This window comes from Acidobacteriota bacterium, assembly GCA_016703965.1.
Classification (GTDB): Bacteria; Acidobacteriota; Blastocatellia; order Pyrinomonadales; family Pyrinomonadaceae; genus OLB17.
The window spans coordinates 1,829,040-1,844,570 of the sequence record JADJBB010000021.1; the positions used below are offsets into that span (position 1 = coordinate 1,829,040).

10 protein-coding genes are annotated in these 15,531 nt (G+C 52.2%); 5 read left to right on the top strand and 5 right to left on the bottom strand.

Translation table 11 applies throughout. The features are described 5' to 3' along the window. Window positions 1-62: 62 nt before the first annotated feature. From IPG22_15220 to IPG22_15235, 4 genes are all read right to left on the bottom strand, one after another. A complete protein-coding gene (locus IPG22_15220; GenBank protein ID MBK6589637.1) occupies window positions 63-1,388 on the bottom strand; it encodes a hypothetical protein in 1,326 nt (441 codons plus the stop codon). A 37-nt stretch (window positions 1,389-1,425) separates the two neighbouring features. Next, window positions 1,426-2,076 carry a hypothetical protein gene (locus IPG22_15225; GenBank protein MBK6589638.1) on the bottom strand — a complete coding sequence of 217 codons (651 nt, stop codon included), beginning with the start codon at window positions 2,074-2,076 and terminating at the stop codon, window positions 1,426-1,428. Between the two features lie 188 nt (window positions 2,077-2,264). Further along, window positions 2,265-3,359 (bottom strand): ABC transporter permease, encoded by a 1,095-nt coding sequence (locus IPG22_15230; GenBank protein ID MBK6589639.1) that lies wholly within the window; start codon window positions 3,357-3,359, stop codon window positions 2,265-2,267. 15 nt (window positions 3,360-3,374) lie between these two features. Further along, a complete protein-coding gene (locus IPG22_15235) occupies window positions 3,375-4,250 on the bottom strand; it encodes a hypothetical protein (GenBank protein ID MBK6589640.1) in 876 nt (291 codons plus the stop codon). 332 nt (window positions 4,251-4,582) lie between these two features. On the opposite strand from IPG22_15235, the gene IPG22_15240 reads away from it, so the two are divergent. The 5 genes from IPG22_15240 to IPG22_15260 all read left to right on the top strand — a co-directional run bounded on the left by IPG22_15240 (window position 4,583) and on the right by IPG22_15260 (window position 12,507). Continuing rightward, window positions 4,583-6,541, top strand: coding sequence for a DUF4097 family beta strand repeat protein (locus tag IPG22_15240; protein MBK6589641.1), 1,959 nt, complete (start codon window positions 4,583-4,585; stop codon window positions 6,539-6,541). Window positions 6,542-6,671: 130 nt separating this feature from the next. Continuing rightward, window positions 6,672-9,182 (top strand): carbohydrate binding family 9 domain-containing protein, encoded by a 2,511-nt coding sequence (locus IPG22_15245; protein ID MBK6589642.1) that lies wholly within the window; start codon window positions 6,672-6,674, stop codon window positions 9,180-9,182. Between the two features lie 173 nt (window positions 9,183-9,355). After that, complete coding sequence (locus tag IPG22_15250; protein MBK6589643.1) at window positions 9,356-10,447, top strand: hypothetical protein; 1,092 nt, start codon at window positions 9,356-9,358, stop codon at window positions 10,445-10,447. Between the two features lie 252 nt (window positions 10,448-10,699). Beyond that, window positions 10,700-11,839, top strand: coding sequence for a citrate synthase (locus IPG22_15255; protein ID MBK6589644.1), 1,140 nt, complete (start codon window positions 10,700-10,702; stop codon window positions 11,837-11,839). A gap of 155 nt (window positions 11,840-11,994) precedes the next feature. Next, window positions 11,995-12,507: a hypothetical protein gene (locus IPG22_15260; GenBank protein MBK6589645.1), complete on the top strand. Its 513-nt coding sequence runs from the start codon at window positions 11,995-11,997 to the stop codon at window positions 12,505-12,507. Here IPG22_15260 and IPG22_15265 read toward each other — a convergent pair. After that, window positions 12,495-15,230, bottom strand: a complete 2,736-nt coding sequence (locus tag IPG22_15265; protein ID MBK6589646.1) for a S8 family serine peptidase — start codon at window positions 15,228-15,230, stop codon at window positions 12,495-12,497. The two genes, IPG22_15260 and IPG22_15265, sit on opposite strands and share 13 nt — an antisense overlap. Between the last annotated feature and the right edge of the window lie 301 nt (window positions 15,231-15,531).

The following is a 15,531-nucleotide window of genomic DNA, read 5'->3' on the forward strand; positions in this document are numbered from 1 at the left end:
AACGCAGGCTGCCAGCCTGCGTTTATTTTGAAATGCAGGCTGGCAGCCTGCGTTCCCGGCAACTAGTCGTATTCCCCCGACACAAACCACTCTTTATCCACCTTGCAGAGCCGATAGACGCCGTTGTTTTCTAGCTCGATATCCCATTCATGGGTTCGCCAGGATCTGTCCCACCAATGTGAATTTGCCCGCCACATGCCGCTGTATTTAATAACGTGGCCACTGAAAAGGTGGGTTTTTACAAAAACCAGACGACCCTCGCGTACCAGAACCTCGGCTCGGACCGGCGGGCGGAAATAGGTGAGGGCGATAGTGCCCGATTTATTTTCCGCCGAAAGAGCCCGGTCGCTGCCGGTCTCTCTCCTGACATCTGGCATCGCTTCCGCATCGAGTTTGAACGGCATCGCGAGGCGTTGGTTTAGCAGGACCGGGACGCCGACATTATCTTCGCCGACGAGTTTTTTGAGCTTGTTTACGGTTAGCAAAAGGCTTTCAGGCTCGGGCCGTGAGACGGCGTAGAGGCCGCGTTGATCAGGTCTCGGTTTGGTGAAATGCGAAACCACGCTCACACCGACGATCGTCGCCTCCGGCGGGTCGAGCGAAATTCGCAGGTTTATGAGCTTGAGCCAGAAGACGCGTTCGAGTGTTGGGAACGATGTTTTTATCTCGTAATCACGCGTTCCTTTGTTCGATAAGCGAAATGAAATGTCGAGCTGCTCGGTGCTGAATCCGTGATGGCTGACCTCGGCAAAAAGCCTTTCCAGGCCGTGGTTGACCACAAATATCAACTGCTCAAAATCCTCGACCGCACTGTCGAGATCAAATTTCCACGCCGCCGAGTTTTCCTTGATATTCGGCGTGACGAACGAGCGGCCTTTTTGCTCAAGCACGTCGATCACGTCTTGGAAAGATCTGCCGTAACGGCCGACGAGATCGTTATGCGGCACGGCGAGCAGATCTTTTACGGTGCGGATGCCGAGTTCGTTAAAGACATTGAGCGTGTCGCGTTCGATCTCAAGATCGGCGAGCGGCAGTTGCTCAAATATATTGGGCTGCACAAGCCCGCGCGTAAGCAGGGGCGATTTGCGGACGTTGGATGTATCGCCCTTGCTTACGCGCGGGCTTGTGCAACGTGCTAGAAGCATCGCCGTATCAACTGTGTCCGCGACAGCAACATTGCCTGCGACATCTTGTTTTTGCATCTGCCCGAGTATCTTTTGGGCTACGCGATCAGGCTTGCCGATCAGCCGCTCGAGGCCGCTGACGTCGAATAAGATCCCGTCCTCGATCACCTCGATCGTATGCGCAAATTGCCTCGCCAGGCCGACAAGGGCAGCTTTGTCCCGCGAACTGTCGGGCGAAATGATGCATGCGTAGAGTTTAGGCATCTTTCCATCTTCGATGGCTTAGGAAGCTTTCGAAGTACTAGACCTCCGAATAATCCATCTCTATCCTCGTTAAAAATTTGGGGCTTTGGAATGTTTTTCGTGAGTGCGTTTTTATATGGAACTCACGAAGCAGTTTGAATTTTCCGCTGCCTGACCATTCTGTTTTTGCTCGAGAGAAAACAAAGGCTCCCTGCGATGCAGATGCGGTTGCGGCGTCGTGCGAGGTGACGAGCATGACGGTCGGCGTTTCCTTTATTCGCGTGCGATAGCGGTACCAGTATGTTTTTGGCACCATGCGGAGTTTGTCCTTCGACAGGCCGCACAGATTGAGCCAGATCGCTCCGAAGCCCTTTGCCTGCACCAGATAGTCGGCGGCCATGAATGTTTTTTCGATGTCGCCGCTGCAGCGTATCCAGAGCAGATTTTCGAGCTTTACGCCGGCCTGCGTTGCCGTGCACGGATCAAATCCACCAGCCGCATCGACTGCTGCACAGACTTCGCCGTCGGCTGTGAGTTTTGCGAGCAGGGAAAGGGCAAAGCTCGTTTTCCCGCTGCTCGGCTCGCCCGAGATCTCAGTCACCGACCCGCGAACCACCGACAGCCCAAACCCTTCGACCTCGATCTCCTCGACATGCCGCTGCTCTTCCTGTAAATGCGAAAGAGTTTTGACAAGGGCGAGGTGTGACATTTGGTATTAAATAATGTTTCATGTGTGAAACAATAGGAATAGAATAATCCATCTATACATCAAAGACAAATTAAATTTTGAAGAATTTAGAGAGGTGTTTTTACCGCAGATAAACGCAAATAGACGCCGATCAAGAGAAGATCTTATCGGCGTCTATTTGCGTTTATCTGCGGTAAAAATGTTTTGATCTATTCATTCACCATAACCTCAACCGGATCGATCCCCGCAGCACGCCACGCCGGATACAGAGACCCGAAGAGGCTGCCGCCGATGGCGATGGCGACCGCCGTTAGCATCCAGCCGCGGGTGAATTCGAAGGTGAGGTTAAATTGCGATCCGACGATGTAGGCGGCGAGAAAGGCTGCGGCAAAGCCGAAGATGAGGCCGAGGATGCCGATGATAAAGGCTTCGCCCTCGATGGTCTTGATGATGAATCCTTTCGACGCACCGAGCGATTTTAGAATGCCGATCTCTTTACGGCGTTCGGTGATGGTCGTGTACATCGAGAGCAGGACGAAGATCGTGCTGACCAGAGCACCAAGGCCGACGAGGACTTTTAGAAAGGTATTCAGGTTCGGAATGCGTTCCTGAGCGTCGATGACGATGTCGCGGGTCAGGCTGACCTTGTTGCCGGGCAGGACCTCGTCGATCTTTGCCGCGACCGCTGCGGGATCGGCTCCGTCTTTGACCTTGACTAGAATGTAAGTGCATTTGTCGCTCTGCAGAGCTTCCTGCATTGCTTTGAGCGACATTTTGATGCGGGCACCTGAGGGCGGCGAGAAAACGCCGACGATCTTGTAAGTTCTGCCAAAGAGACTATATGGATCGCCGATCTTTAGTTTCTCGTCGGTCAGTTGGCGTTGATCGATAATGAGTTCATCGTTGGCGACTGGGCCACGGCCTTCGACCGCCTGGATGTCGTTCATTTTTGAGAACGGCTCCCATTCCACGCCATCGATCTGTCTGAAACCCCAGGTTCCTTTCGAATCCGACGAAACATATCTGTACATCGGCAACGTGGCCGCCACGCCGTCGATCTCGAGCAGTTTGGGGACATAGCCCATGTTGACCGACGCGTGCGAACTCATCGTGTCCATTCCGCCCGGTCGCGTGAAGACGATCTCGGCCTTCCAGTTCGACGCGCGTTTCGCCAGGTCCTGCGTCATTCCGCGAGCGAGGCCCGTGAACATCACGACCAGCACAACGCCGAGAGCAACGCCGACCACGCTAATAATCGTGCGAAACGGGCGGACCCTCAAATTTGCAAAAACGAGTTCGAGCATTAAAAAAGGGGAAGGTTAATAGCGTTTGCGATACATCGTGCCTTTGCGTTTGAGGATGTACCTCGCGACGAGCGTAATGACGACCGCTAAGGTGAGTAGTGCCCACGAACCGAGCGTCGTCGTCCATGCCCACTGCCATTTCCAGCGAACCGTGCCGAGGATCGTACCGACCGCAAATCCAAAACCGAGGAAAGGGATCAACGCCTTAATGATCTTTCCTTCTTCGAGGAATTTAGCGATCTGTACCGGCAAATAGGCGGTAAATTCACCAACCATTCGCGGCAGCATCTTAATATCGTCCTTGAGCGATCTAGTCTCTTCGCCGGCACCGACGAGCAGTACGCCGTGCTTCATGGCGAAGAGATTAAAGAGGGCGGAAAGAACTGAGAACAGCACTGAGATCGCAAAAGCCCTCTGCCGGGCGACGCTGTTGTCCGAAGCTCCGAAGACGTCAAAGAAATATCGCTCCTGGGCGTAATGCGTCACGAATTCCACCGCGTGGCTGAACGCCGGAAGCACGATGGAAACTATGAGATTAGCGAGCCAAAATGGTTTTGCTTTACGGAACGATTGGACGACCGCACCGGACATTCCGGTCGTGATAAAGCGGAAAAAAAGTTCGACAAGAACTGCAGTAAGCGTCACGAGCCAACTCTGACGGCTCGCCTGATAGACAGTAAAATAAAAGGAGGCTCTCAGAACGGCCCCCATCAGCGCAGCCTTCCAGTTCCAACGCGTTATGATCTGGCCGGGGTGATGAAGGAGATTTTGTACGACATCGCCGACCGCAATACTGTCATCCCAGACCTCTTCGATGTCGTCGGCATCGGCGATCGAGTGATGTATATCGTCGGAAATAAGCATTTGAGGTTTTAGGGTCTCACTTTCCATCATCAAACCTGTGTTTTGCGCCTTGCATTACGCATCAAACACGGTAATTCCCAATACCGTTTGACGGCGCATTGGTGATCGCGTTTTCCAGGGAAAACGAAAACGTAAATGCTACCATATGGAAGGCGAAAATGCCCGTTCAAAACGGTGCGAACGGGCCGAGTGGCAGTAACCCGAAAAGTCTAGCATGGCCATTGTGCATTCCGGCGGGATCGATCGGTAAAATTTTTTCAAATTAATTTGTCATAAATCCCAGTCGGCCGGTGTTTTGCTCATAGATACGGGAAATTATTCATTATCATCCCGAACAGTTTTTGTTAGGAGACGCAATTATGAGTTGGTTATTTACGATACTTTTCGCCGGTTTGGTTTACACATCGCAGGGTACTGTCGTTTCGACGCCGGAAAACCGATTAGAGACAGCCCCGGCCGCAGTTAGTCCGGCGGTTGATGAGACCGAGAAGTTTGAGAAGTCTTATCCGCTGAACGCGAACGGCCGCGTCAATATCTCGAACGTCAACGGCTCGATCACGATAGAGGCATGGGATCGCAGCGAGGTTAAGCTCGAATATACGAAGATCGCCGATTCCAAAGAACGGCTCGCTGATGTCGAAGTACGCATCGAATCGCGGCAGGATTATTTCAGCGTCGAGACCGATTACGACTGGAAGGGCAAGGACAGCGGCGAACGTTGGCGTAACGGCGGCAAGCTCAACGTCGAGTTTCGCCTGATGGTTCCGAGAGGGGCGGTGCTCAATGAAGTTGAGACGGTCAACGGATCTGTCACGGTTTCTGATTTTGTGAACCTGACCGTTGTCTCAGCCGTCAACGGATCGGTCAATGCGACCAATCTCCGCGGCACGGCAAAGCTCTCGACCGTTAACGGCGAGGTCAAGGCTGATTTTGACCGGCTCGAAACGGGCAGCAAGATTTCGCTAGAAACGGTGAACGGGCGCGTCAATCTCACGATCCCATCGGACTCGAATGCCACGGTCAAGGCAGAATCGCTCAACGGAGCTATCAGCAACGATTTTGGGCTGCCGGTGCGAAAAGGAAAATACGTCGGCCGCGACCTCTATGGCAAACTCGGCAGCGGTGATGTCCAGATCCGTTTAGAGAGCGTCAACGGAGCCCTTTCTGTCGGACGCAAGAGTGATGGCAGATCGCTGAGCCCGGCGACCAACCTTCTCCAGCAAAAGGATAAGGACGAAGAGGATTGGATGGCCGGTGTAGCGGCTGTCGTATCGCTTGACACGGCAAAAATGAACCAGCAGATCGCCAAGGCTGCCAAGGAATCGGCAAAGGTTTCCGCCGCAGTCTCGGCAAATGTCGCCGAGAAAGCAATAGCTGACGCACAGGCTGAGCTGAAGAATATTCAGCCGGTTCTGGATAAGATCAACGCCGAAGCCATGGTCGTAACGGCGGACGCCCTCGCGAAGACGGCAGATCTGATGAGATCCGATGAGATGCGTGACCGTATGCGTGATGCCCAGAACGCGCAGCGTGACGCAATGGCGCGGATGGCCGAAGCAAGTTTCTTTCCGACGCTGCCGCGGGTAGAAAAGAAGAGCAATTCATTTCCGGTAAAGGGTGTGCCGAAAGTGACCGTGCAGGGCAAAGGCTGCTCGGTAACGGTCCGCGGTTGGGACAAACAGGAAGTTCAATACAACGTCACACAGTTTACCGATGCGCGGAATCGCCAGCCGGTCACGCTCAAGGACGAGCACAGCGAATCAGCCGTCAATATTACGGTCATCAATCCCTCGGATGAGGCTCGTGACGGATATTTTGACGGATCGCGCCCCGTACGCATCGAGATCTTTGTTCCGCGCAAAACCAACCTCAAGATCGATGCCAACGGCACGATCAGGCTCGACGGTGTTTCAGGCGAGCTGCAGGTTACCGGCGGCGATCAGAGCATTGACATTCGCGATTCGGACGGTAAACTCAACGTTTCAAACGCCGACGGCAACGTCAGGATCATCGGTTTTCGCGGTGACCTGATAGCTAAAACACTGGATGGCAACATCCGTATGGATGGTGATTTCACCTCAATTGCCGGCCAGACCAACGACGGAACCTTTCTCCTGACCGTTCCCGGCGATCTGGATGCTGATATAGCCGGAAGCGGCAAGGACGGATTTTCCTTCCGTGTCGAGGATCTCGGGAACGGCAAACAGGTCTCCGAACGCAACTGGAAGTTCGGCAGCGGCTCCCGTAAATATCGATTTATCTCCAACGAAGGATCTCTCATCGTTCAAAATCGAGACCGTCTCGGTGCAGAGAACTAAGGTCGATCTGGCGGCATGCGTTCCATGCCGCCAATTCTTTTGAAACTTATTGACTAAACTATCGTTTTAGTCAATTGCTCCGTTGCATTAATTCTTAGAATTTTCCCCAAAGCAATAAATAGGTGTTTTAATGAAGTCCGTAAGCAGTATCTCTTTCATAATTCTATTTCTATTCCTCTCGATCCTTAGCGTTTCCGCTCAGGAAACTAACGGCAGCGGAACTCGGAGCAATGAATCCGGCGAAGCTCCCAAGACGGCCGAAGCACCCAAGGGTAATGCGGTTACCGTTCCGGCGGAAAAGCTGAGGCCGATGCACATACCAAAAATGGCTGTGGGCATGGTGATCGACGGCCGGCCGGACGAGGATGCCTGGAAGCAGGCAGCCGTTTTCAAAGATTTTTACCAGACCTATCCCGGAAATAATACATCACCGTCGAAACCGACCGAATTCATGATGATGTACGACGAGAAGAATCTCTACGTCGCGTGGAAATGCTGGGATGACAAAGACAAGATCCGGGCGACCGTCGCAAAACGCGATAGCGTTTTCAGCGAAGACAACGTTCGCATGTGGCTCGACACCTTCAATGACCGCCGGCGTGCCTACGTGATCGGATTCAATCCGCTCGGCATTCAGGCTGACGGTATTTTTACTGAGGGCCAGGGGGCTGATTTCTCGGTCGATATCGTGATGGAATCGAAAGGCGTGATCGAAGACTGGGGCTGGTCGGTCGAGGCGAAGATACCTTTCAAATCACTTCGCTACAAGACAGGAAAAGGAACGCTCTGGGGCTTTAACGTCGCACGCAATATCGATCGGTTCAATGACGAATTCGATCAATGGCTGCCCGAGGACCGCAATGTTTCCGGCTTTCTCACGCAGCACGGCAAGATCAGCGGGCTTGATGACATTAAGTATGAACGCACGCTCGAGATCGTGCCGAGCGTCACGCTCAGCGAGACCGGGAGCCGGGTTCAGGCTAACGAAGTTCCGGGCGGCAGATTTGTTAATCAACCGGTCAAAAAGCAGATCGGCGTTAACCTGAAATACACGATCAACCCGAGCGTGACGCTGGATCTCGCGATAAATCCTGATTTCGCCGAGATCGAGGCTGATGCTCCGGTAGTGACGGCAAATCAGCGGTTTCCGATCTTTTTTCAGGAGAAGCGCCCGTTCTTTCTCGAAGGGGCAGACATTTTTAACTCGCCGCTGCAGGTATTTTATTCAAGGAACATCGTCGATCCCGACGTCGCGTTGAAACTTACGGGCAAAATGGGTAAGACGTCATTCGGCATCCTCGCGGCATCGGACAACGCTCCGGGCAACTACAGCGAAAACGAGCGCAACGATCCGAATGTTCGCCCGCGTATCGATGAGTTTCTCGATAAGAACTCACTGTTTGCGGTCGCCCGTGTAAAACGTGATTTCGGCTCCGAAAACAACATCGGTTTTTTTGCGACCTATCGAGCTTTCCCCGAGCAGAAGAATCTTTTGAGCGGGATCGACGGCAGGATCAAGTTCACGCCGAAGCTGGTCGGGCAGTTTCAGGTGGTTGGTACGACCTCGCGCCGCTGCTTCTTTGACCCTGAGTTCGAACCGACGCTGAATCCGATCCAGGCAGCATCGAATCAAGCCATCTGCGGCGGCGGCACGTTTGGCGGCGTGACGGTTCTCGGCAGCAAATACAATCAATACAAGACCGGCAATGGCCTTGGCTATTACATGAATCTCGATTATTCCGCCGAAACACACGGCTGGTTTTTTGAAGCCGGCGGCAGAAGCAAATATTATCGGGCTGATTCGGGGTTCACACGGCAGACAAATACCAATTTCATGTTCTTCTTCAACCGGTTTTCAACTAAATCGGACTCGAAGAAAAAGATCATCCGTGCCCAGTGGAATCAGATGGGCGGCGTTGATTATAACTGGGAAGGCAAGCTGACGTCGGCGAATGTTCAAACCAACGGAAGCATCAGCCTGGCTCGCAATACGTCCATAAACGCAGGTGTGCAAACCGCCTACCAGAAGATCTTTGAAGAGGAGTTTGGGCTTAAACGTTCGCCCACGCGGCCGCTCGGCACATTTCTCGGTGCTCCAACCCGATCGGCATGGCAGCAAGTTTTTACGACAAATTTCGAGCAAACGCCGAACAAGCGGTTGAGCTACGGATTTTTCCTTGGGACGATACTTAACTCATTCGATTATTTCTATTTCGACCCTGTTACCGGACTGCAGAATCCCGGTCCCGGTGCACAGCGTGACGCGGAATTATTTGTCAGATTAACGCCGATCGATCCGCTCAGCGTTTCGGTTAGCTACACCAAGAGCCGTTTGGTACGTAACGACAACAAGGTCCGCTCTTACGATTCGGATATTGTCAGTGTTCGCTCGACGTATTATTTCACGCGATTTCTGTTCACGCGATTCCGGCTCGATTTTGACGGAACCGAGAAGAACTACGCGGGCCAAGCCCTGTTCGGCTGGACGCCGAGTCCCGGCACGGCCTTTTACGCGGGCTATAATGACAATCTCAACCGCAATAGCTTTAACCCGTTCAACGGCCAGTACGAGCCAGGATTCACCAGAAACGGGCGAACATTCTTTATCAGGATGTCGTATCTTTTCCGTAAGAGTTTTTAGAAAAGTTCCCTCCTCATGATGCTCCGACGGTGGATCCGATGGTCCGCCGTCTTTTTTTTGCTTAAGCAATTCTTAAGCAAAAAGTTCTTGTATCAGATGAAGCATTAGTGTATAACTTTAAGCAGGTACAACATTTCTTGCCGATCCGGCCTCAAGTTACAGGAGAGATAATAATGAAGTTTCGTGGAAATCTACGCGTCACCGCGTTATGCACTATTTTAACGACCATGGCTATGCCGAGCGTTTTTACGGCACCGGTTCTGGCTCAGACACAAAAACAGGAAGGCGTCGCTCTGCAGCGTGGATACCGCACCGGATATTCGGATGGCTACATGTCGGGCTATCGCGACACGATAGATAGTGCGTCGAAGAATTTTAGCCGCCACAACGATTACTCGAAGGCCGACCGTGCATACAGTAAGGATTACGGAACCATCGAAGATTACCGCGACGGCTATCAGCAGGGATTTGAAGCCGGTTACGACACGGGCTATGAACGCCGTTCGTTCGAATCAAGCCTGCCGACAAGCCTGAGAAAGCGTGGAACGGTTTACATCAATAATTCGCAGCTTGCCGAAAACCAGTCTTCAAATGTAACGACGGTAGGCAGCAACGCACCGGTGCAAACCTCTAACGGCGGATACAGCGAGAATACCCAACCTACATATCAGCAGCCGGCAAAGGTCGATCAGGTTGCGACCAATTACCAGTCGAATAGCACGCCGATCATCATCATCCCGCGCGAAACAGAATTGATACTTGAACTTCAGGAAGACATCAGCACGGAGCAGAGCCGCGAGGGCGAGAAATTCACCGCCCGCATCGTTTCACCATCCGAGATCGCCGGAGCAATGGTCGAAGGCCGCGTTTCAAAGGTCCTCAAACCGGGCCGCATCAAACGCCGCAGCGAGCTTTCGCTCACATTTGACCGCATTATTCTGGACGACAACCGCTGGAGCAACTTCGGAGCGACCCTGACGGAAGTACTTGCAGTTAAAGGCGATAACGTTAAGAAAGTTGATCTCGAAGGCACGGCCCTCGGCCAGAGTTCACTGAAAAATGATGCTCTCAAGGTCGGCGGAGCGACCGGAGCCGGAGCCTTGATCGGCGGCGTGGTCGGCGGGCCTGTCGGTGTCGCAGTCGGGGCCGGAGTCGGCGCCGCATTCGGCGTCGGGGCCGTCGTGATCGAACGCGGCAAACATATCAAACTCACCCGCAACCAGCAGTTACGGATCAAGACGGCATATCAAACGCAGATCAGATAGCAGCTAGATAAAAACAACTCAGAGAGAACACGGCCGGATCAAACCGGTCGTTTTTTGTTCTGAAACGAATAGGTGGAATTGCGAATACGTGAAAAAGTCGGAAACCGATCGAGGAGAAGCGGCGAATACCTTTTTTCGAGTTTTTGATACATTTGGTCAGACCAACTCGGTCCCTGCGCTTGTAACAAATGGGGCGGTTCGATAAAATCAAAGATTGGAGATTAGATACTTTTATCAAGAGATAACATTAAGATGAGTACAGCAACAGAAACTACGGCAGGTGCAGCAGGGCTTCGCGGTGTTGTCGCGGCACAAAGTGCGATCGGCGACGTCAATGGCGAGCAGGGAATTCTTATTTATCAGGGCTACGATATTCACGACCTGGCAGAGCATTCGACCTTCGAAGAGGTCGTTTTTTTGCTTTGGAATGGGCGTTTGCCTAAGGCGGAAGAGCTAGATGCATTGAAGGCTGACCTTCGTGAGCACTACGAAGCTCCAGCTGAGGTCATCGCTTTGATGAAACAGTTCCCGAAAGACGCTGAGCCGATGGATGTTCTGCGTACTTCGGTCTCGGCTCTCGACTTTTTTGACAAGGCCGGGCACGGCACCGACCGCGAGAACGCTACCAAAGCGGCTATCAAGCTTACCGGACAGATCGGAACTTTGGCTGCGGCGTGGGACCGGATTCGTCAGGGCAAAGAAGTTGTTGCTCCTGACCACACGCTTAGCATTGCTGAGAACTTTTTGTACATGCTCCGCGGCGTTAAGCCGGATGCTGACGAAGCTAGAATGTTCGACATCGCTCTCATCCTTCACGCCGATCACGAGCTGAATGCATCGACCTTCACGACGCGCGTCGTCGCCGGAACTTTGGCAGATATGTATGGTGCGGTCACGGCTGGTATCGCCGCTTTGGCTGGCCCGCTTCACGGTGGTGCGAATACCAACGTGATGAAAATGCTCATCGAGATCGACGATCCGGCAAAGATCGACGCCTGGGTCGAAGATGCCCTCGAGCACAAGAAAAAGATCATGGGCATCGGCCACGCGGTTTACAAGACCGAAGACCCGCGTGCGACCTGGCTCCGCAAATTCTCGAAAACCATGGCCGACAAGACCGGCATCACCAAATGGTACGAGATGTCGCAGCGTATCGAGCAGCTCATGCTCGAGAAAAAGGGAATGCACCCGAACGTAGATTTCTACTCGGCTTCGACATACTATCTGATGAATATCCCGCTCGACCTCTATACCCCGATCTTCGCAGTTTCGCGTATCTCAGGCTGGACAGGCCACATCCTCGAACAGTACGGCAACAATAAACTGATCCGCCCACGTGCCGAATACATCGGTGCCCGAGATCTGAAATACGTCGCGATCGGCGACAGATAATGGAACGCCGGCATCTTGCCGGCACTTTTTGCACGCCGGCAGGATGCCAGCGTTCCCGGGCTCAGGATTTTCCTGGGCCTTTTCCTTTGAAATTCAACAACTTGCCGGCAGGATGCCGGCGTTCCAGTTTTGTGCTATTTTATTCTCAAAATCATATGAGAATCCCAGCCTTACTATCCATCGTCGTCTTTTTAACATTGATCGCCGGTTCGGTCTCGGCTCAGACGGTTAACCCCGCCAAGGTCAAATTAAAAGGCATCGGCCTCGACTCGACCTACGCCCAGGTTGTCAAAGCCCTTGGCAAGCCCGACACCGACGAAGGCTCTAAAGAAGAAGGCTGCATCGGCGGGCATGAAAGGTCGATCAAATACGCCTCCGGCATTTCGTTCTACATGATGGATGGCGACAGCAAAGGCGGTAAAACGTTCGAGGTCAAAGGCTTCGAATTGACTGCTCCTGGTTACGTCGTTTCCGGTATCAAGATCGGCGACACACCAGCCACCGTAAAAAAGATCTACGGCCGCAAATACACCACCGACAAAGACCCCGAAACCGGCGAAACCATCTGGCTCTACGCCATGAACGATCGCGAAGGCCCCGGAACAACCCGCGTCGTCTTCAAAAACGGCAAGGTCTCGATGATCGCTTCCGATTATCAGGTTTGCTGATCCCAGAAACGATGAGAGCCAAATATACTCCTCAGAAAGAGCCTGCTATTGAATTGGTTACAAGTAGGCGATGGCGTCAGATTTCCGAGTAGAAACTGTCGAATCACCGTTACGTCGGCCGAATTAATACTGCCGTCTCCGCAAGTGCCGTTTACGTCGGCCCGATTAAACTGTGATTGGTTAGCAGGAACCCGCGTGCCAAGGACGAACTGTCGAAGAACTGCTACGTCATTGGACAGAATTAGACCGTCACCGCCCGGGTTTCCGTTCGCATCCACCACGTCCCCCTCCAGTGTGGAAACAACTGGGGTCGGGCTAGGAGATGGGCTCGGGCTCGGCGTAGGTGTTGGAGTGACCGTTGGCGTCGGATTTGGTGTAGGCGTCGGCGTCGGAGCTGGGGCAGTTAAAGTTAAAGAATAATTTCCCGTCTGACCGGCTGTGGAAGAAGTTGCATAGATTTGGTATGTGCCCGTCGCAGGTAATGTGAAAACAATGCGCGAATTCATGCCGCCACCGCCGTTGTCGTCTTGATAAAGCACTTGATTACTTGAATTGACTATATATAAGTATGAATCGACGGCAGTCGAATTCATTGAAACACTACCGTTTTGTCCATTGATTCCGTTAAGAGTGTAAACATCAACGTATCGTGTTGTTCCGGAAAAGACACAGTCCGAAGTTGTCAGTGAACCGTTAATCACCTGTCCGACAGAAATGGCTGTAGTAGGACAAGGAAGGCTACACAAAGCCGCTTGTGCCGGAATCGGCATAAAAATACCCGCACCAGAATCTCTATCGGTACCCGCCGCTTCAATATCAATTGCCGTAGATTTCATTGCATTGATAAGTTGTGCGTTAGTTGACGATGGGCAGGCAGATTTCAGAAGAGCAGCAAGTGCTCCGGCGTGCGGTGCAGCCGCGGAGGTTCCAAAGAATGGGCTGAATCCTGGCGTAGTCGTCGTAACTCCATCCGCCGCTGTGATGTCAGGCTTTTGAAGCAATTGTCCACCCGTTGAAGACACGTTGCCGGGCGTTATCGGAGAGCTGTCGGCATTGTAAAAAATTCTGCGCGGACCATCAGAACTGAATCGTTCGACTTGGTTGCTCGAATTAAATGAATTTGGGAACGGGCCTATCGGGCCGCCCGGAGTAGGGGAAGCCGCAGGACTCGCGGCAATACTGATGGTATTAAGCCCAGCATTGTGACCAAAAACTACCCCCGAGGTTGAAATCGCAAGTTTTCCTCCATTTGTGTTCAAATGAAGAAAACGACCAGAGCCAGAAACCTTCGTAATAACGACTAAGTTGTCCGCAACATTTACAGTATTTGGTACCCATTCAATTGGATCCTGAGTTCCGTTTTGCAGATTATTAGACGTCGCCAATATCTGTGTACCCGCACTATTTAATACGAAAAGATCGTAATTATTCCCAGACCCTCCCAATGGATCAGACCATTGAAGGACGATAGGATTGGTACCGCTAGCGGAGGCAGTGATGGTGTCAAAAATAGCCCCACCAAAGTTGTGAAGATTGCCTGGAATACCAATAGCGTTACCGCCGTCAACAAAATTACCCTCCCAAACACCAGCGGTATCGTCATTTTTGTTGCCAAAGTTACCGGCCGAAGAAAAGTAGAGTGCCCCGGCTTGCGATCCTACGGTCACATCGTTGACCGCTTGAACCACAACACCGCTGTTTGTGTTGGAATTAACGTTTGCCGTCTGACCGTTTTGAAAAGCCGTTTCCCCAAAATAGCTCCAATCGTCAATGATTATATTGCAGCCGACCGCTCGTAGATTGCGAATATTCTGAGCAAACTGAGCTGGTGACGGCTTTGCGGTTGCGAAATAGAGTTGCGCTCCCGGGGCTATATCGTAAGCGATTTCCAGCATGGCGGTACCTTCGTCACCAGAGCCAGCCTGGCCTGGTAAAACGGTAACCCCCGGAGGAAGATCGCCGGTGGCCTGTCTGGCTGCAAGCGTGTTTACACCGTCAGATAGCACGCCGATCTTGATTCCGGCCCCATTCAATCCCGTCGCCGATCTAAAAATATTTGATCGATGCGTAACATCACCTTGCGAAGTAACACTCCCGGTTTCCGGTCGCGAATCGTTAAAAAAATTTGATGAAATAAAGTTTCTGACGTTCCTTGCTCGTTCTTCGACATTTGAAGAAGGTTCAATCGTCAAAATGTCATCGAAAACGGAAGCATTCAAATTTGCCAAATTTAGAATTGGAGTTTCCGCCTTCTGTGAAAGCATCGCCTCCTGTTTGGGCATGATAAAAATAATCTCGTCCATTGCGGCTAATGATTCAATTGTGGCAATAGGAACCCGAGCCGTAATGCTTCGATACTCCGGGAGAGACGCAATGATTTCCGCCTCGGTCCGCTCTAATTCCTCCATCAGCTTTGCAGTCACGTTGGCTGTGATCTCAACTTCGATGTAGCCTTTATCGTCGGCCGTCAATCCTGTTTCGAGCGTCGGAATGCCGTCGGCAATCATTTCCTTCCGCTCCATCTTTATCGTGAATAGAAGATTCGAATCTATTTTCCTTTGGGCGGGAGTGCGTGACCTCTTCTCGTAGGCTAAGGACTCCATCTGCCTAATCGCCTCAGGGCTGATTGTCCGAATTTGTGCCTGCAGAGGAGTCGTCAAAAACAAACCGCCAACGACAAAACCGACAATGACTAGAGCGAAAATTGATAGGCGTCTCTTCATACTATTTATCCGTGAGAGTAGCTTAAGAGGTCCTTGACTGTGTCAAGCGGGATATTTTCATCGACGCAGATGTTTTGAACACGGCCTTGAATTTACGAGGAACTCTAACAAAGGTTGACAACTGCGTCAAGCTTTTTGAATCTTGGATTTTTTGCTTCTATCCGGCGGGAGGCGGCGGACGGCGCCGGTTCGCGGCGGAGTGAGTTTTTCGGCGGCGGCTGGCGGCGGTGGAACGGGTGGTGGTTTTGGCGGCGGTGGGGGTCGGAATTTTGGGTGAAATGGCTGAAAAGTGCCGGATCTT